Annotated in this window: 12 protein-coding genes; 7 read left to right on the forward strand and 5 right to left on the reverse strand. The window is 46.6% G+C overall.

The window, feature by feature from the left end:
• Window positions 1–409 precede the first annotated feature (409 nt).
• The gene (locus tag LEP1GSC061_RS16585) at window positions 410–991 is read left to right on the forward strand and encodes a hypothetical protein (RefSeq protein WP_016546631.1); all 582 of its coding nucleotides are present in this window, start codon (window positions 410–412) and stop codon (window positions 989–991) included.
• An 84-nt stretch (window positions 992–1,075) separates the two neighbouring features.
• On the opposite strand, the gene gcvP is transcribed toward LEP1GSC061_RS16585, so the two are convergent.
• The 4 genes from gcvP to LEP1GSC061_RS16605 all read right to left on the reverse strand — a co-directional run bounded on the left by gcvP (window position 1,076) and on the right by LEP1GSC061_RS16605 (window position 6,154).
• Entirely contained in the window at window positions 1,076–3,964 is a 2,889-nt protein-coding gene (gene gcvP, locus LEP1GSC061_RS16590; RefSeq protein WP_016546738.1) for an aminomethyl-transferring glycine dehydrogenase, read from the reverse strand.
• An 11-nt stretch (window positions 3,965–3,975) separates the two neighbouring features.
• Window positions 3,976–4,368 carry a glycine cleavage system protein GcvH gene (gene gcvH / locus LEP1GSC061_RS16595; RefSeq protein ID WP_016546216.1) on the reverse strand — a complete coding sequence of 131 codons (393 nt, stop codon included), beginning with the start codon at window positions 4,366–4,368 and terminating at the stop codon, window positions 3,976–3,978.
• A gap of 15 nt (window positions 4,369–4,383) precedes the next feature.
• On the reverse strand, window positions 4,384–5,499 hold the full coding sequence (gcvT, locus tag LEP1GSC061_RS16600) for a glycine cleavage system aminomethyltransferase GcvT (protein ID WP_040509039.1): 1,116 nt from the start codon (window positions 5,497–5,499) through the stop codon (window positions 4,384–4,386).
• Window positions 5,500–5,686: 187 nt separating this feature from the next.
• Entirely contained in the window at window positions 5,687–6,154 is a 468-nt protein-coding gene (locus LEP1GSC061_RS16605) for a DUF4442 domain-containing protein (RefSeq protein WP_016546057.1), read from the reverse strand.
• A gap of 188 nt (window positions 6,155–6,342) precedes the next feature.
• Between LEP1GSC061_RS16605 and LEP1GSC061_RS16610 the strand changes: the two genes are divergently transcribed.
• The 6 genes from LEP1GSC061_RS16610 to LEP1GSC061_RS16635 all read left to right on the forward strand — a co-directional run bounded on the left by LEP1GSC061_RS16610 (window position 6,343) and on the right by LEP1GSC061_RS16635 (window position 13,436).
• Window positions 6,343–8,370 (forward strand): neutral/alkaline non-lysosomal ceramidase N-terminal domain-containing protein, encoded by a 2,028-nt coding sequence (locus LEP1GSC061_RS16610; RefSeq protein ID WP_016546808.1) that lies wholly within the window; start codon window positions 6,343–6,345, stop codon window positions 8,368–8,370.
• Window positions 8,371–8,457: 87 nt separating this feature from the next.
• Complete coding sequence (locus LEP1GSC061_RS16615; protein ID WP_016546454.1) at window positions 8,458–9,684, forward strand: hypothetical protein; 1,227 nt, start codon at window positions 8,458–8,460, stop codon at window positions 9,682–9,684.
• 92 nt (window positions 9,685–9,776) lie between these two features.
• Window positions 9,777–10,562 carry a dienelactone hydrolase family protein gene (locus LEP1GSC061_RS16620; RefSeq protein ID WP_016546499.1) on the forward strand — a complete coding sequence of 262 codons (786 nt, stop codon included), beginning with the start codon at window positions 9,777–9,779 and terminating at the stop codon, window positions 10,560–10,562.
• A 141-nt stretch (window positions 10,563–10,703) separates the two neighbouring features.
• Window positions 10,704–11,732 carry a zinc-binding dehydrogenase gene (locus LEP1GSC061_RS16625; RefSeq protein ID WP_016546862.1) on the forward strand — a complete coding sequence of 343 codons (1,029 nt, stop codon included), beginning with the start codon at window positions 10,704–10,706 and terminating at the stop codon, window positions 11,730–11,732.
• Window positions 11,729–12,673 carry a polyprenyl synthetase family protein gene (locus LEP1GSC061_RS16630; protein ID WP_016546004.1) on the forward strand — a complete coding sequence of 315 codons (945 nt, stop codon included), beginning with the start codon at window positions 11,729–11,731 and terminating at the stop codon, window positions 12,671–12,673. Before LEP1GSC061_RS16625 ends, LEP1GSC061_RS16630 begins: the two co-directional genes overlap by 4 nt.
• Window positions 12,654–13,436: a TlyA family RNA methyltransferase gene (locus LEP1GSC061_RS16635; RefSeq protein ID WP_040509043.1), complete on the forward strand. Its 783-nt coding sequence runs from the start codon at window positions 12,654–12,656 to the stop codon at window positions 13,434–13,436. Before LEP1GSC061_RS16630 ends, LEP1GSC061_RS16635 begins: the two co-directional genes overlap by 20 nt.
• Here the strand turns inward: LEP1GSC061_RS16635 and LEP1GSC061_RS16640 are convergent.
• Window positions 13,433–15,010 carry a flavin-containing monooxygenase gene (locus LEP1GSC061_RS16640; RefSeq protein WP_040509331.1) on the reverse strand — a complete coding sequence of 526 codons (1,578 nt, stop codon included), beginning with the start codon at window positions 15,008–15,010 and terminating at the stop codon, window positions 13,433–13,435. The genes LEP1GSC061_RS16635 and LEP1GSC061_RS16640 overlap by 4 nt on opposite strands.
• Window positions 15,011–15,159: the final 149 nt, after the last annotated feature.

Raw genomic sequence — 15,159 nt, forward strand, 5'->3', positions numbered from 1 at the left:
TCCAAAATTTGAGATTGTTTCATTTTGTCCGCTTGACTACCTGCACTCTCGATAGTAGAATTCCCTCCGCTTCCGATTCTGGACCCCGAGGGAGTTTAGTTAGATTAGATGGGCTTAATTTCGAAAAGCGCGGGTTCCAAAATGACGTACTATGGCGGTTGATTCCTGACTGTGCTTGGTCGGGAGGAATTCCCCTCCCGACCCACCTTTTTACGTCTATCATTCGATTTTTCTATTCTGAAACTCTTTTTGTTTAGAACATTTTTTTAATATTCCAGTTATCAATCGGCTATCCCTTCGGCTCGAATCATTTTTCGAAATTATTTGAGCGGATTTCCAATTCAGGATCGCAAATTCCCCGAGGAAATAAATTGTAGTCCCACATATTTCCGTATAGGAGCCGAAAGGAATGTATCGTAGACCGATATATCTAGTAAAATTCTTACTCAATGTCGCATTAGCGACCGTTTTGATCTTAAGCTGGTCCCCTGCCTCGGCCGAATCGCAATGCCAAGGATTATCCAAAGGCCAATGCGAATCGGATTCGGATTGTACCTGGGTATCGGGTTATAAGAAAGAAAGCGGAACTAGTGTGGATGCTTATTGCAGGGCAAAGCCAGGTAAGGCTTCCGATAACGGTAGCACCGTGAAAAAGTCCAAATCCAAGAAATCCGAAGATAGCGACGACGATTCCGACGAAGCGGAACCTAAGAAGAAAAAGAAATCCAAAAAGGATAAGGACGACGACGATAAGGATTCTAAAAAGTCTAAGAAAGACAAAGAAGACGATGACTCCGACTCTAAAAAATCCAAGAAGTCCAAAAAGGACAAGGATGATGACGGAGATAAAAAGTCCAAGAAATCCAAGAAGGATAAAGACGAGGACGACGATAAGGACTCCAAGAAGTCAAAGAAATCCAAAAAAGATAAGGACGACGACAAGGATTCTAAAAAATCCAAAAAGTCTAAGAAGAAAAAGAAAGACGATTAACTCGTCTCATTCTACTTTCTGAAAACAAAAAGACCGGAGAATTTCGCTCCGGTCTTTTTTGTAATAACGGACTTTCGTATGGGATCAGGTATATTCTTCGATCGGAAGACAGGAACAAACTAGGTTTCTATCCCCATATACGTTGTCGATTCTTCCCACATAAGGCCAGAACTTATGCTCCTTGGTCCAAGGTGCCGGGTAGGCCGCTTTTTCACGAGAATAAGCATGGCTCCAGGAATCTCCGATTACCATCGCTGCGGTGTGAGGAGAATTTTTCAAAACGTTGTCCTTGGCGTCCGCTTTTCCGTTTTCGATCTCCTGAATTTCTCCGTGGATTCGTATCATTGCCTCGCAGAATCGATCCAATTCTTCTTTGGATTCGGATTCGGTAGGCTCGATCATAAGAGTCCCCGGTACAGGAAAGGACATGGTAGGCGCATGGAATCCGTAATCCATCAATCTCTTGGCCACATCTTCCACTTCGACACCGCTGGCCTTTTTAAAAGGTCTCACGTCCAAAATACATTCGTGAGCGACGAGACCGTTCTTTCCCTTATATAGTACGGGATAGTAATTCTCCAAACGCTTCGCGATATAATTGGCATTCAGAATAGCGGCCTCGGTCGATTGTCTTAGACCTTCGGATCCTAATAGAGCGATATAGACCCAGGATATCAGGACTATACTCGCACTTCCCCAAGGAGCTGCGGAAACGGCACCGTGCGCGTTGCCTGTTCCGTTATTCACTAACGGGTGGCCGGGTAAGAAGGGCTTTAGATGTTCCGCTACTCCGATCGGACCTACTCCAGGACCTCCTCCTCCATGAGGAATGCAGAATGTCTTGTGCAGATTGAGATGGCAAACGTCAGCGCCTATACTTGCAGGGCGAGTGATCCCCACTTGGGCGTTCATATTCGCCCCGTCCATATAGACTTGTCCGCCGTGTTCGTGAACGATGGAACAGATTTCCTTAATAGGCTCTTCGTAGACTCCGTGAGTCGACGGATAAGTGACCATGAGGGCCGCTAAGTCGTTGGAATGTTGCTTTGCCTTGGCTCTCAGATCTTCCAAATCCACGTTTCCATCCGAATCGCAGGCCACGACTACGACCTTGAATCCGGCCATTGCGGCCGAGGCAGGGTTTGTTCCGTGGGCGGAAATAGGGATCAGACAAACGTTTCTCTGTTTATCTCCTCTGCTCAAATGGTAATTGCGAATCGCGAGGAGTCCGGCGTATTCTCCTTGGGAACCCGCATTCGGTTGCAGAGAAATACCCGGAAAACCGGTTACCTGGGAAAGCCAGGATTCCAATTGGCGGAATACCTCCCTGTATCCTTCCGTTTGGTTTTCAGGAGCGAAAGGATGGATGGAGGAGAACTCGGGCCAGGTGATCGGATACATTTCGACCGTGGCGTTCAACTTCATCGTGCAGGATCCGAGAGGGATCATGGACGTAGTAAGAGATAAGTCTCTGGATTCCAATTTCCGAATGTACCGAAGCATCTTTGTCTCTGTATGCTGGGAATTGAAAACGGGGTGCGTGAGATAATCGGACGTTCTTAGGAATGGAGTGGAAATCGAGACCGCATCCGAAGACAGATCCAAACCTTTTCCTCCGAAAACGGAAAGAAGATCTTCGAGATCGGAAACTTCTACGGTTTCATCCAAGGCTATGCCTATTCTTCCGTCCCCGAAATTTCTAAGATTGATTCCTTTTTGGACCGCTGCTTCTATATAGGCTTGCGCTTTCGAACCGGCGACGATCGTAAGAGTATCGAAGTATTCTTTGTTTTTGATTTCGATACCGATTTTCTCCAGATTCTTGGCTAGGGTCTCCGTAAGTCTATGGATTCTGAGAGCGATACCTTTCAGGCCTTTCGGACCGTGATAGACTGCATACATGGAGGATAATACCGCCAGTAGAACCTGAGCGGTACAAATATTGGAAGTGGCCTTGTCTCTTCGGATATGTTGCTCTCTAGTTTGTAAGGAAAGTCTTAGCCCCGGGTTTCCTTGGCTGTCTTTGGAGACTCCTACTAAACGACCGGGCATATGACGCTTGAATTCGTCTTTGGTCGCGAGATATCCAGCGTGAGGTCCGCCGAATCCGAAGGGTAGACCGAATCTTTGGGAAGTTCCTACGGCGACATCGGCTCCGAATTCTCCCGGTGCTTTTAATACGGTAAGAGAAAGCAGATCTGCGGCGCAAATAGTAAGAGCTCCTACATTATGCGCTAGTTGGAAGAAGTTTTCGTAATCGTAAACGTTTCCCTCGGTGTCCGGATATTGGACGATGACTGCGAAATAGTCCTCGTTGAGTTCCGCCTGAAGATGGTTTCCTACTCTCACTTCGATTCCGAGCGGAACGGCTCTGGTAAGTACCACATCTATGGTTTGGGGGTGGCAGAGTTCCGATACGAATAAAAGCTTGGAGGTCTCATTCTTTCTAACCGCGTATGCGAGAAACATGGCCTCCGCCGCTGCGGTAGCTTCGTCCAGGAGAGAAGCGTTGGAAATTTCCAGACCGGTCAGATCCATGATCATAGTTTGGAAGTTCAGAAGAGCTTCCAATCTTCCTTGGGAAATCTCCGCTTGGTAAGGAGTGTAAGCGGTATACCAACCGGGGTTTTCCAGAATATTTCTTTGGATGACGCCGGGGAGAACGCTAGCTTGGTATCCGGAGCCTATATAGGAACGAAAAACCTGATTCTTAGAAGCGATGGATTTTAGGTCTTCTAGAATTTTTCTCTCGGTGGAAGCGGGAGGAAGATCCAAAGGCTCCGGAAGACGAATACCGGCCGGAACCGCTTTTGCTACTAGGTCTTCCAAATCGCTAAGACCCAGAACGGATAGCATTTCTTTGATTTGTCCTTCGTCCGGACCGATATGGCGTCTCGGAAAAGTATCTAATGGAGCGAGGGGATTTTTCATATCCTTGGCCTTATCGGTTCCGTTCCAGGTGCTTGTACTCATGTTAGATTTTCCTAATCCAGTTTACTGACGAATTCCCTATACGATTCCGGATCCAAAAGTTTGTCCACTTCCGCGGCGTTGATTCCTTTTACTCGGATCATCCAGGCTCCGAAAGGATCGGAATTTACAGATGCGGGATTTCCGGCCAGAGCGGAATTTACTTCGGATACTTCTCCGCTAACGGGAGCGTAAAGATCTTCCGCGGCTTTCACGGATTCGATCGTACCGAAAGAGTCGAATTGCTTGATCGTCTTTCCTACTTTCGGAAGATCTACGAATACGATATCGCCTAGGGCCCCTTGGGCGTAATCGGAAATTCCGATCAAAGCCGTATTGCCTTCCACTTTCACCCATTCGTGCTTTTCGGTGAAACGATATCCTGATGGTGCGTTTGTTACTGCCATTTGTAGATCCTTTAATTAATTTTTCCGAATACTTCCCGGAACGAAAGACTTGGTAAATATGATGGCTTGCTTTGCCTGGCCTCGTATTTCTATTTGGACAGGCTCTCCGTGGACGATCTTGTCGGAATCCACTAAGGCAAGGCCGATTCCTTTTCTAAGGCTTGGGGAGAATGTACCGGAAGTCGTGATTCCGATATTCTTGCCTTGTGCGTCCAGTACGGGCATATTCTCCCTGGGAACTCCCGCTTCCTGCAATTCGAAAGCGGTAATTCTACGAGGGCACCCGTTCTTCTTTTCTAAAATGATGGAATCATATTTGGGATAATGGACCGATTTTTCCTTAACGATCCATCCGATTCCCGATTGTACCGGGCTGCGAGAAGCTTCCAGTTCGTGGCCGTAAAGAGGATACTTGGCCTCGATTCTCAATGTATCCCTGGCTCCGAGACCTACGGGTAAAAGTCCCAGGTCTTTCCCGTGAGCGAGGAGCTCTTTCCAAAGTTTTACTCCGGTAGCATTGGAACTGTAGATTTCGAAACCGTCCTCCCCGGTGTATCCGGTTCTGGAAAGAATGAGGTCCTCGTTATTGAAATGGAATAGTTTAAATTTATAATATCCTATATCGCTTAGATCCGCTTTCAGATAGGAGGAAAGAATGGAGTCCGCCTTGGGGCCTTGGATTGCGATCTGGTGCCAAGAGGAGCTTTCGTTTCTAAGCTCGGCTCCGGATTTCGGGAATAGCGGTTTCAAATATTCGTAAACCGCATCCACATTGGAAGCGTTCGCACAGATCATATATTTTCGATCGTTGAAACGGTAGAGAGTGATATCGTCTACCAGTCCCCCCTCTGCGTTGATCACCGCGTTGTACTGAACTTGTCCATCCAAGAGAGAAGCGACCGAATTGCAGGTAACGGATTCGAGAAAGGAGAGTAGAATCTCCGGTTCCCCTTCTAAGAAGATCTCGCCCATATGGGAAACATCGAAAAGCCCGGCCGCTTCTCGGGTTGCATTATGCTCGGCGATGATTCCGGAATACTGCACGGGCATATCCCAGCCTCCGAACGGAATCATCTTGGCACCTAGTAATTTATGTTCCTCGTAGAGAGGAGTGGTTTTCCATTGGGACATAAGCGTTTGGGGCCATCTTTTCATCCCATCGTCATGGGAAAAACAATTTTAGGCCCCTTATCCAAAGATTTAGAATGGCAAAATTAGAACCTTTCTATTTTAAGAGGAATGGCTCTAGTATGACGAAAATTGGGCGGTTCGTTTCGGGTGATCACTCGGAACTAGTGCTTCGTTTTTATATGGGAATCTAGTCCTTTGATTTTCTCCTTACGTACACGACCTTATCCACTTCAGCGATCGTCTTTCCCGTCTTCACATCCTTGATCTCCGCAGTGAACGTAACGTCTAATTTTCTTTTAAGGTCCGCTTCTTCCTTTATCTCTCGAATTCTTTCCTTGGAAATTCGGAACTCGGCTCTTACTTTTCCTTCTCCCGGTTTGAGAAATCGGATCGTTGCCGCCTTGTCCCAAACTAGATAAGCGGGACCAAGATTTTCCATTAAGATCAACATATAAAATGGATCGCACATAGAATAGAGAGATCCTCCGAATTGTGTTCCCACATAATTCTTATTCAATAGATTCAGATTCATCGTGGTTGCGAATGCGGTTCTATCCTTGTTCAGCGCTTGGACTTTGATTCCCGCTCCGAAATACGGAGGATAGAAATTGAAGAAATGGAATTTCAATCTTTGGAATAGGCTGGGGTTGGTCATGGCGGTTTCTTTCTTTCCCTTTTATCCCAAACTAAGAAGCGCTTCAAAAATCCGAGCGATTTTTGGCGAATATAATTGGTTTGTAAGACGGAATGTTATGATGATTCTGCCCTAAAATTCTTGCTAAGCTCGAACGAGTCTGATAGCAATTACGGGCGAATCCTGTACAAAGAATTCCCGGAGGGGGAATGAAGCCGAATCAAACTGTGAAGAGAAACATAAAATTGTCCCTGGCGATTATGGCGCTGATCGCGTCGGTCGTCGCTTGCGGAAGCACCGCCGAATATAAAATCGCATACAAAAAACCGGAAATCGCTTCCAAGACGAAAGGATTGGTGGCGGGAGCTTCCAAGGTGGATCTGACTCCGCCTCCTGGACTTCCCTTGGCCGGATATTCCAAAATGGCGGAAATCGAAAAGGGTTTTCGCACTCGGATTTTCGCGAGAATTTTTTATATTAAAAAAGATGCAAACGAACCGGTTGTATTGATCCAAAGCGATTTGCTTTCCGGATCCCTTTTGATACATCACCTCTTGGCGGAGCGTCTCGCCGCCAAGACGGATATCACTTTCGGAGGAATCGTTTTCGCAGGGACGCATACTCATTCCGCTCCCGCGAATTTCTTCGATAACGATTTTTACAACGAGTTCGCATCCAATAAGCCTGGTTTCGACAAGGGCTGGACGGAATTCGTTTTGGATCGTCTGACTGTCGGGGTAGAGGAGGCTTATAAGTCTGCGAAACCGGCAAAAATCGCTTCGGGTAAGTCCGTTATTTGGGGATTGACTCGTAACCGATCTCTCGATGCTTATCGCGCAAATAAAAATTCCGGTTTCGAAGAATTGAAACCCGAAATCCAGTATGAGATGGTCAATCCCGAGTTAGTGATGATCCGTATCGATGCTCAGGACAAAGACGGAAAGTTCAAGCCTCTCGGCGCATTCTCCACATTCTCCATACACGGTACGACGGTTCCGGATTCCAATGACGTCGCTAACGCGGACGTATTCGCGTATCCGGAAAGGGCTATAGAAAAAAAGATCCGTAAGGAATTCAAACCTAGCTGGGAACCCATCCATGCGTTGAATAATTCCACTCACGGGGATAACTCGCCCGACTACCGGGAAGATATGCAAGGTTTCATAGAGTCTAGAAGAATCGGCGAGGCCTTGGGAGAAAAGGCTTCCGAGTTATTCGATTCACTTCAGAATTCCTTGAGCGCCGACGCAAATCTTTCTTTCAACGCCAAGGAAGTCGACTTATACGAAAACAATAAGATCGGTAATGCGGAAGTCTGCGACAGACCTTACGTAGGAACCGCTTTGACCGGAGGAGCGGAAGACGGGCTAACTCCCGTTCTGAATTGGTTGCCTTTCTTTGCGGAAGGATGGCCTCGTTGGTTTTTTACAGGAGGTTGCCAAGGTCATAAGAGAATCGTAGGATTTAAATACCTACAGCCTATCGTTCTTCCCAAAGGTAAGTTTCCTCATAGATTGCTTTTGCAATCAGTAAGAGTCGCAGACACTCTATTATTACCCGTACCTTTCGAAGTCACGAAAGAATCGGGAAGGAGATTCGTAGAGGAAGCTATTAAGTCCAGTCCTCAGCCGGTTAAAAACGCTTCCGTCATCAGTTGTGCCAACGGTTATTTCGGATACGTAACGACTCCGGAAGAATATACCCGCCAGCATTATGAAGGAGGGCATACCTTGTACGGACCGGGTACCCAACCGTTCTTGCAGGCGTATCTCGCGGAACTCACCAAAAATCTTCCCGCATCCGGAGGAAAAGAATCCTTCCCGACCAATTGGGAATACTCTTTAGATCGTTCGGATCGTTTTCCTGAAACCGAAAAAGCCGAAGGAGCTCGGGAACTTGTGGATAAGCCCGAATTGCTGATGGCCGAGGAGAATCTGGAAAAACATTGGGTGTTTCGATACAAGGACGCGGGCCCTTCTCAAATCGCTCTACACGAATCTTTGGTTTCGATCGAGTACAAGGAAGGAACCGCAGATTGGAAGGAACTCCTACATGAAGGAGAACCTATCGACGATCGAGGAGTGGACATAGAAGTTCGTAAGGACTCCAATTCCGGAAAAGGAATGGCGGTCTACGAAGTGCGCTGGTACAACCCGGAGCATAATCCAAAACGCAAATATAGATTCGCGATTCGTCCTAGGGCCGGACTCGCAAAATTCGTATCCCCCGAATTTTAATCCTGGGACAACTCCTTTTTTTGAGAAGGCCGCTTGCGGCCTTTTCTTTTTCCTTTTCCGAATACGGGTAAGAAGAATTCTATCTTTATGGATTGGAAATTTTCCAAATTCAAGCCCGGCCAACCTAGAAGATGGGAATTCCTACTTCCTCCCGGATCCGCAAAAAAGACAGAATCTGTTTTGGAATCTATCGTTTCGAATCCTTTTCTTCCTAGAACGCATGAGCCTACTTGGACCGTTTATCCGGAAAAATTCGTATTAGAAAAAGCGAATTTTCGCCAAGCCTTAGAGATTTTGGCGAGAATTCCTTGGATCCGTGATTTTAGATTGAACCTAGGAAAATATCGATTCGATAAACACTTCTCCTTTGCCGGTCTGATGGAATCTTTGCATACGACCGGATTACTTCCCAAGGAATGGGAGATACGTTTTCATCCCCAAGTAAGAGGACGCACGGAGGTTTCCCGAGAGGATTTACAGGAACTTTGGGAAGAATCTTACGAATCCGGAACCTATAGCGAAGAGCAAAAATTTACGGAATGCAACGCTCTCTGCATCGGAGAAGATATCGTAATCTCTTTGAGCTTAGGAGGAGATCCTCTTTTTAAAAGGGGAAATTTCAAGGCACTCGGAAAATCGGCTCCTGTCCGAGAAGATAGTGCTTCCTTTCTACTTTATTTATTACGGGAGAAGATGGAAAATCCGGATGCAATCTTCGTTCCGTTTGCCGGATCCGGAACCTTCGTTTGGGAAGCGATTTCGATGATTGCAGGCATCGGATTTCCTCACTTGGAAAGGAAATACATGTTTCGTGAATGGAACGATTTTCCGGAGCCGACTTGGGAATTCCTGAAAAAAAGAATGGGAGAAAAAGGGGAGAATCGTTCCTTGCGAGTCTGGTGGAACGAAATAGAAGCGGATATCTTTTCCTATCTGGAGGAAAGAAGCGGAGAATATCAAAAATTTATAAAGCACGCTTCTCCGAATTTTAAGCTTTCGGTTACGGGAGAGGAGGGCGACTTCTTCTCCTTTTCCCCTAAAGAAATTTGGGATTCGATGGGCAAACCCGAAAGAATCTGGATGCCTTTGAATCCTCCTTACGGTATGCGGGTCCAGAAAGGTTCCCACGCCGGTTTATACCGCAGGCTAGCCGAAGCCGTAAAGGAGTTTTGGGCCTTGTCTGCGGAAGTTTCTGGCTTCGTACTTTGTCCGGACGAGGAATCCTGGTCGGCCTTCTTGAAAGGACTTGGAACCAAATCGGAAACTGTCCATATAACCCATGGAGGTATCGATCTGCGCGCAGTGTATTTTTAAAAAACCGACTAGGATTTTCGCTGACAAAATCGATTCTGGGATGTGTCTAATCCCCATTCAAAAAGGGTTTTTTCCCAAGGATTTAAGAATCGATGAATCGAATCTGGTTAGTGTGTCTGGGGGCTATTCTCTTTGCCGGCTCCGTTTCCGCAAAAGTAAAATCGCAAATCGTAGAATACAAACAAGGCGATACCCTCCTGGAAGGATACGTCGCTTATCCGGAAGGAGTGAAAAAGGCGCCGGGAATCGTCCTCGTCCACGATTGGTTGGGCCTCGGCGAAAATACGAAAGCTAGAGCCAATCAGTTAGCGGAGTTGGGTTATGTGGCCTTTGCCGCGGACATTTACGGAAAAGGAATCCGTCCCAAAACGGGAGAAGAGGCCGCGAAACTGGCAGGTACCTATAGGGAAGGGGATCGAAAGCTTCTGCGCGATAGAGGACAAGCTGCGTTGGATGCTCTGAAATCCATCGAAGGAGTGGATCCGAATAAACTAGCGATTTTGGGGTATTGTTTCGGAGGAACCGCCGCACTCGAGTTAGCCAGAAGCGGAGCCGATCTTAAAGGAACGATCAGTTTTCACGGAGGACTATCTACGCCTAAAACGGAAGATGCAAAGAACATAAAAGGCAAGGTCTTGGCATTGCATGGTGCGGACGACCCTTTCGTAAAGTCGGAGGAAGTCCTTGCATTCCAGGATGAAATGAGGAAGTCGGGAGTGGATTGGCAATTCGTTTCCTACGGAGGTGCGGTTCACTCCTTTACGATCAAGGAAGCAGGGAACGATAACTCCAAGGGAGCCGCATATAACGAAAAAGCGGATAAACGTTCCTGGATTGAACTCAAGACCTTCTTAAAAGAAATCTTTGCTTCTAAGTGAGAGGAAGCCGCCGCAGGATATATTCCTGCGGCACATTGTCTTCGTTTTCTTTACGGATCGAATCCGAAAATCTCCGGGCAGAATCCTAAAAAAGAAAGTTTTTTCCTTTAATCATGGGAAAAGAAGAAGCAGACTGCCCTTATGATCCGCTCCGTTTACAGAGTCGATACGAAAGGTTCCATCGATTCTTTAGAAAGAAGAGATGAAGAATTACCGCCACCTCAGGATTTCGAAGTCACCGTCGAGATTCGGGCCATAGGTTTGAATTTTGCCGATATTTTCGCAATACAGGGTTTGTATAGCGCCACACCTAAGGGTTCCTTTATTCCTGGATTGGAATATTCCGGAAAGGTTGTAGCCGTAGGAAAAAAGGTAAAGAGCTTTCGTAAAAACGATAAGGTCATGGGAGTCACTCGCTTCGGAGCCTACGCGGATTATATCAATATCGATCAGAGATACATATTCCCTCTTCCGAATCGTTGGACTTACGAGCAAGGTGCGGGATTTCTAGTGCAGGGTCTTACGGCATATTATGCGCTTCTTCCCTTAGGCGATCTCAAGAAGGGGCAAAACGTTCTCATCCACAGCGCCGCCGGTGGGGTGGGAATTTACGCCAATCGGATCGCGAAAAAATTCGGAGCTTGGACCCTAGGAACTGTGGGTAACCATTCCAAAATCTCTCTTCTGGAAAAAGAAAAGTACGACGCTTGGATCATACGCTCCTCCCGTTTCCGCGAAGAATTGAAATCCGCCTTAGGGGGGAGGGAACTCCATTTAGTTTTGGAATGTATAGGCGGAAAAATTTTCAAATCCAGTTACGAAGCCTTGGCTCCTATGGGAAGAATCGTAGTCTACGGATCCGCTTCCTTTATGAGTCAGGGAGATAAGGTCAATTGGCTTAGTCTGGCCTGGAGATACCTAACCCGTCCCAAGGTGGATACACTGGAAATCGTATCGGAAAACAAAGCGGTCATGGGTTTTAACCTGATTTGGTTGTACGAAAAAGTGGACGAACTTACACACCATTTAAAAGGTTTGTTAAAACTGAATCTCGAACCTCCTCACATCGGATCCGTTTATCCATTCGTGGATCTTCCCGATGCGGTCCGTCATTTCCAAACGGGAAATACTACGGGGAAGGTCGTAATCTCGATAGATCCCATAAAATGACGAATCCAACCCAAGAGTCTTCCATCGGTTCCCTACTCTCTTCTTCCAAAAGAAGCTTCGAAGAATATTTGGAGAAAGAAGTCTATCCCGACTTTCGAAAAGAATCCGCGCCCGAACTGGCGGATGCTATGGAGTATAGCTTAAGAGCCGGGGGCAAAAGGCTAAGACCCATTTTGGTTTTTGCCTCTTACGGAAGAATCGATTCCGACTCCTTGGCCCTTGCCGCAAGCTTGGAATTCATTCATACTTACAGTCTAATCCATGACGATCTACCCAGCATGGATAACGACGATTTTAGAAGAGGGAAACCGTCTTTACACAGACAATTTTCCGAAGCTACGGCGATTCTTGCAGGAGATGCGTTGCAGACATACGCGTTTTCCTGGTTGGGTCGGATCCATTCTTCTCAGGAAAATATCCATAGGGATTTGCTTTTGCTTTTAGCGGAGGGATCCGGAGCTACGGGAATGGTGTCCGGACAAATGTATGATTTATTGTTAGAGCGAAATCCTTCTTCTCTTACGGGAACCAAAGAAGAACTTCTTCTTACCACACATCGTTTAAAAACCGGGGCTCTTATCCAGGCGTCTTTTCGCTTGGGGAATCGCCTAAGATCGGATTATAAAAATAGAATCTCTTCCATCGACAAATACGGTTCCAATTTGGGACTCTTATTTCAAATCACGGACGATATCTTAGATGTGGAAGGAACACAGGAAGATCTAGGTAAAACTCCCGGCAAGGATGGGAAATCCGGTAAGATCACTTATCCTTCCGTTTATGGGATGCAAGCCTGCAAGGAAAAAGTCAGGACGCTCGTTTCGGAATTGAAAGAGATCGGGACCGAGTTGGATGCTCCTTCCCAAGTTTCCGGAATCGCTTCCGATTTTCCGAAATTCTTCTCCTACTTACCCGAATACATTGGCACGAGAAAAAATTAGATTGGACGAACTCCTTCTACGAAAGGGGTTTGCTAAAGAAATCTCAAGAGCTAGAAGCCTCATCTTATCCGGATCCGTTCTAGTCAACGATCGGGTCGTAGATAAGGTCGGAGTCTCTGTCGCGGAAAATAGCGAGATTCGAATTAGAGATATTATTCCTAAATACGTGAGCCGAGGCGCATACAAGCTCAAGGCAGCTATCGAAAAATGGAATATCGATCTAAAAGGGAAACTCTGCATGGATTGGGGAGCTTCCACAGGCGGATTCACTCAGGTTCTATTGGAAGAAGGTGCCGGTTCCGTATTTGCATTCGACGTGGGTTACGGACAGATGGCGTCCAAAATCGCAATGAACCCGAAAGTAATCGTAAGAGACCGTTTTCATATTAAGGAAACGAGTTGGAACCTTCTCCACGAACTTTGGAAAACATTATCCGATTCGGAATTTCCTAAGGAAATCTTTTTGGTAATGGACCTTAGCTTTATCTCCTTGGAAGCCGTCCTTCCTACTATCGCCAGATTGAAAGCTGAGAATCCGAGCGTATCCTGGAAAGCGGTCAGCTTATTCAAACCCCAATTCGAAACGGAAGCCAGATACCTCGAAAAAGGAGTTCTTAAGGATTCCGTAATGCGCTTAAGAGTTTTGAGATGGTTCTTGCGATTCTTGAGAAAAAAAATCGGGGGAAAATTGCTGGGACTTTCGGAATCCCCGATTACCGGGAGAGACGGTAACCGGGAAATTCTGGTTTATTGGGAAATTTAACCGAAGGTAGCTCCCAAGGCGATGGAGAATCTGGATCCGAGTCCGGGCTTCTCCGCTTTTCCGTCGGTCTTTACGAACTCGTAATCTCTAGGGCGTAAGAAGAATGTTCTGGCTTTGAATTCGAATGTGAATCCCGGCCAGAGAGTGGTGTTCCTGCCTGTGCTGGTATTATACCAACTGATGCAACCGCCGGTTTGCCAAACGGATTTACTCAATCTTTTTTGGATCTCCCCGTTATAGCGATCCTGTACATCTTTTCGAACATCCAAGAACTTTACGTTTTTCTTAGTAAGATAACGGATTCCTTGCAAGGTATACTGCACTTGGGACTCGATCATTAGAATCATGGAGCTATGGCCTAAACCTGTATTAGGTCCTACAATCAGGAATAGATTCGGAAATCCGGAAACTGTCGTACCAAGATACGCTTCCGCGGCGTCTTTCCAAACGTCCGCTAAGAGTTGTCCTTTTCGTCCTCGAATCTCGAAAGGCGCCACCGCTTCCGAGGCTTGGAATCCGGTTGCGAAGACGATCGCGTCGACCTTATGTTCTTTTCCGTCCTTAGTCTTAATCCCGGTCGCAGTGATTTCGGAGATTCCGTTCGTCACCAATTCCACATTCTCGCGATTGAGCGCCGGATAGTATTCGTTGGAGAGAAGAATCCTTTTGCATCCGATCGTATAATTCGGAGTCAACGCTTCCTGGAGTTTCGGATCATGGATGCTCTTTTGAATGAAACTCTTCCCGAATTTCTCCACTATTTTCATGATCTTGGGGTTGATGGCGAAGGCTATCACTCCGATTTCATTCGACCAATAGATCAATTTACGGAATAACCAACGGAAAGGGGGAAGAAATTTGAAGATCCCTCTTAAGGTAGATCCGATTCCTGCATCCGGCTTAGGAAGAATCCAAGGAGGAGTTCTTTGGAAGAGTTTCAATTTTCCTACGATAGGAGCGATCGTAGGTACGATTTGAATCGCGCTCGCCCCTGTCCCGATCACTGCCACCGTTTTTCCGTTCATATCGAAACTATGATCCCATTGCGCGGAATGGAATTTGGGGCCTTTGAATTTGTCGATTCCATCTATCTTGGGAAGAGAAGGTCGACTTAATCCTCCCGTTCCGCTTACCACTGCTTTTGCCTTATACTTCTCTCCGCTCTTCGTGGTGATTTCCCATAGCCCCGTTCTTTCATCGAAGAAGGCCCCGTTCACTTCCACATTGGTCCGGATATGAGAACGGATTCCGAAGTGGTCCGCGCAGTAATTCATATAATTTAGAATTTCTTTTTGAGGTCCGAATAAACGGGACCAGTCCGATTTTGGTGCGAAGGAAAAGGAGTACAAGTGCGATTGAACATCGCAGGCGGCTCCGGGATAATGATTCTCTCTCCATGTTCCCCCGACTCCGCTTCCCTTTTCCAATAGTACGAAGGAATCGATTCCCGACTGCTTTAATCGAATGCCCATGCAAAGTCCGGCGAATCCGGTACCGATGATGGCTACATCCAGTACCTTTTCCGCTTGCGAAGGCTGGGATGTACTCGGTCTTTCTAATGTCTGAGCTGCCATTTCTATTTTCTCTCCTCTAAGAAATATTGATAGTCCCGAAAAGGACCATGGTTTCTGGAAAATAGAATATCTGAATTTTCGCAAACGATCGTCCGAACTTAGGATTCGAGACGGGGAAAGTTCTCTAGATTTCAAAATCGATTCCTATC

This window comes from Leptospira wolffii serovar Khorat str. Khorat-H2, from assembly GCF_000306115.2.
In the GTDB taxonomy this organism is placed as follows: domain Bacteria; phylum Spirochaetota; class Leptospiria; order Leptospirales; family Leptospiraceae; genus Leptospira_B; species Leptospira_B wolffii.

What these genes read in the sequence shown, in the direction of transcription:
- LEP1GSC061_RS16640 (WP_040509331.1), bottom strand. Translation starts at nt 15,010, where the DNA reads ATGGCAGCTCAGACATTAGAAAGACCGAGTACATCCCAGCCTTCGCAA.
- LEP1GSC061_RS16605 (WP_016546057.1), bottom strand. Translation starts at nt 6,154, where the DNA reads ATGACCAACCCCAGCCTATTCCAAAGATTGAAATTCCATTTCTTCAAT.
- gcvT (WP_040509039.1), bottom strand. Translation starts at nt 5,499, where the DNA reads ATGTCCCAATGGAAAACCACTCCTCTCTACGAGGAACATAAATTACTA.
- gcvH (WP_016546216.1), bottom strand. Translation starts at nt 4,368, where the DNA reads ATGGCAGTAACAAACGCACCATCAGGATATCGTTTCACCGAAAAGCAC.
- LEP1GSC061_RS16610 (WP_016546808.1), top strand. Translation starts at nt 6,343, where the DNA reads ATGAAGCCGAATCAAACTGTGAAGAGAAACATAAAATTGTCCCTGGCG.
- gcvP (WP_016546738.1), bottom strand. Translation starts at nt 3,964, where the DNA reads ATGAGTACAAGCACCTGGAACGGAACCGATAAGGCCAAGGATATGAAA.
- LEP1GSC061_RS16630 (WP_016546004.1), top strand. Translation starts at nt 11,729, where the DNA reads ATGACGAATCCAACCCAAGAGTCTTCCATCGGTTCCCTACTCTCTTCT.
- LEP1GSC061_RS16620 (WP_016546499.1), top strand. Translation starts at nt 9,777, where the DNA reads ATGAATCGAATCTGGTTAGTGTGTCTGGGGGCTATTCTCTTTGCCGGC.
- LEP1GSC061_RS16625 (WP_016546862.1), top strand. Translation starts at nt 10,704, where the DNA reads ATGATCCGCTCCGTTTACAGAGTCGATACGAAAGGTTCCATCGATTCT.
- LEP1GSC061_RS16585 (WP_016546631.1), top strand. Translation starts at nt 410, where the DNA reads ATGTATCGTAGACCGATATATCTAGTAAAATTCTTACTCAATGTCGCA.
- LEP1GSC061_RS16615 (WP_016546454.1), top strand. Translation starts at nt 8,458, where the DNA reads ATGGATTGGAAATTTTCCAAATTCAAGCCCGGCCAACCTAGAAGATGG.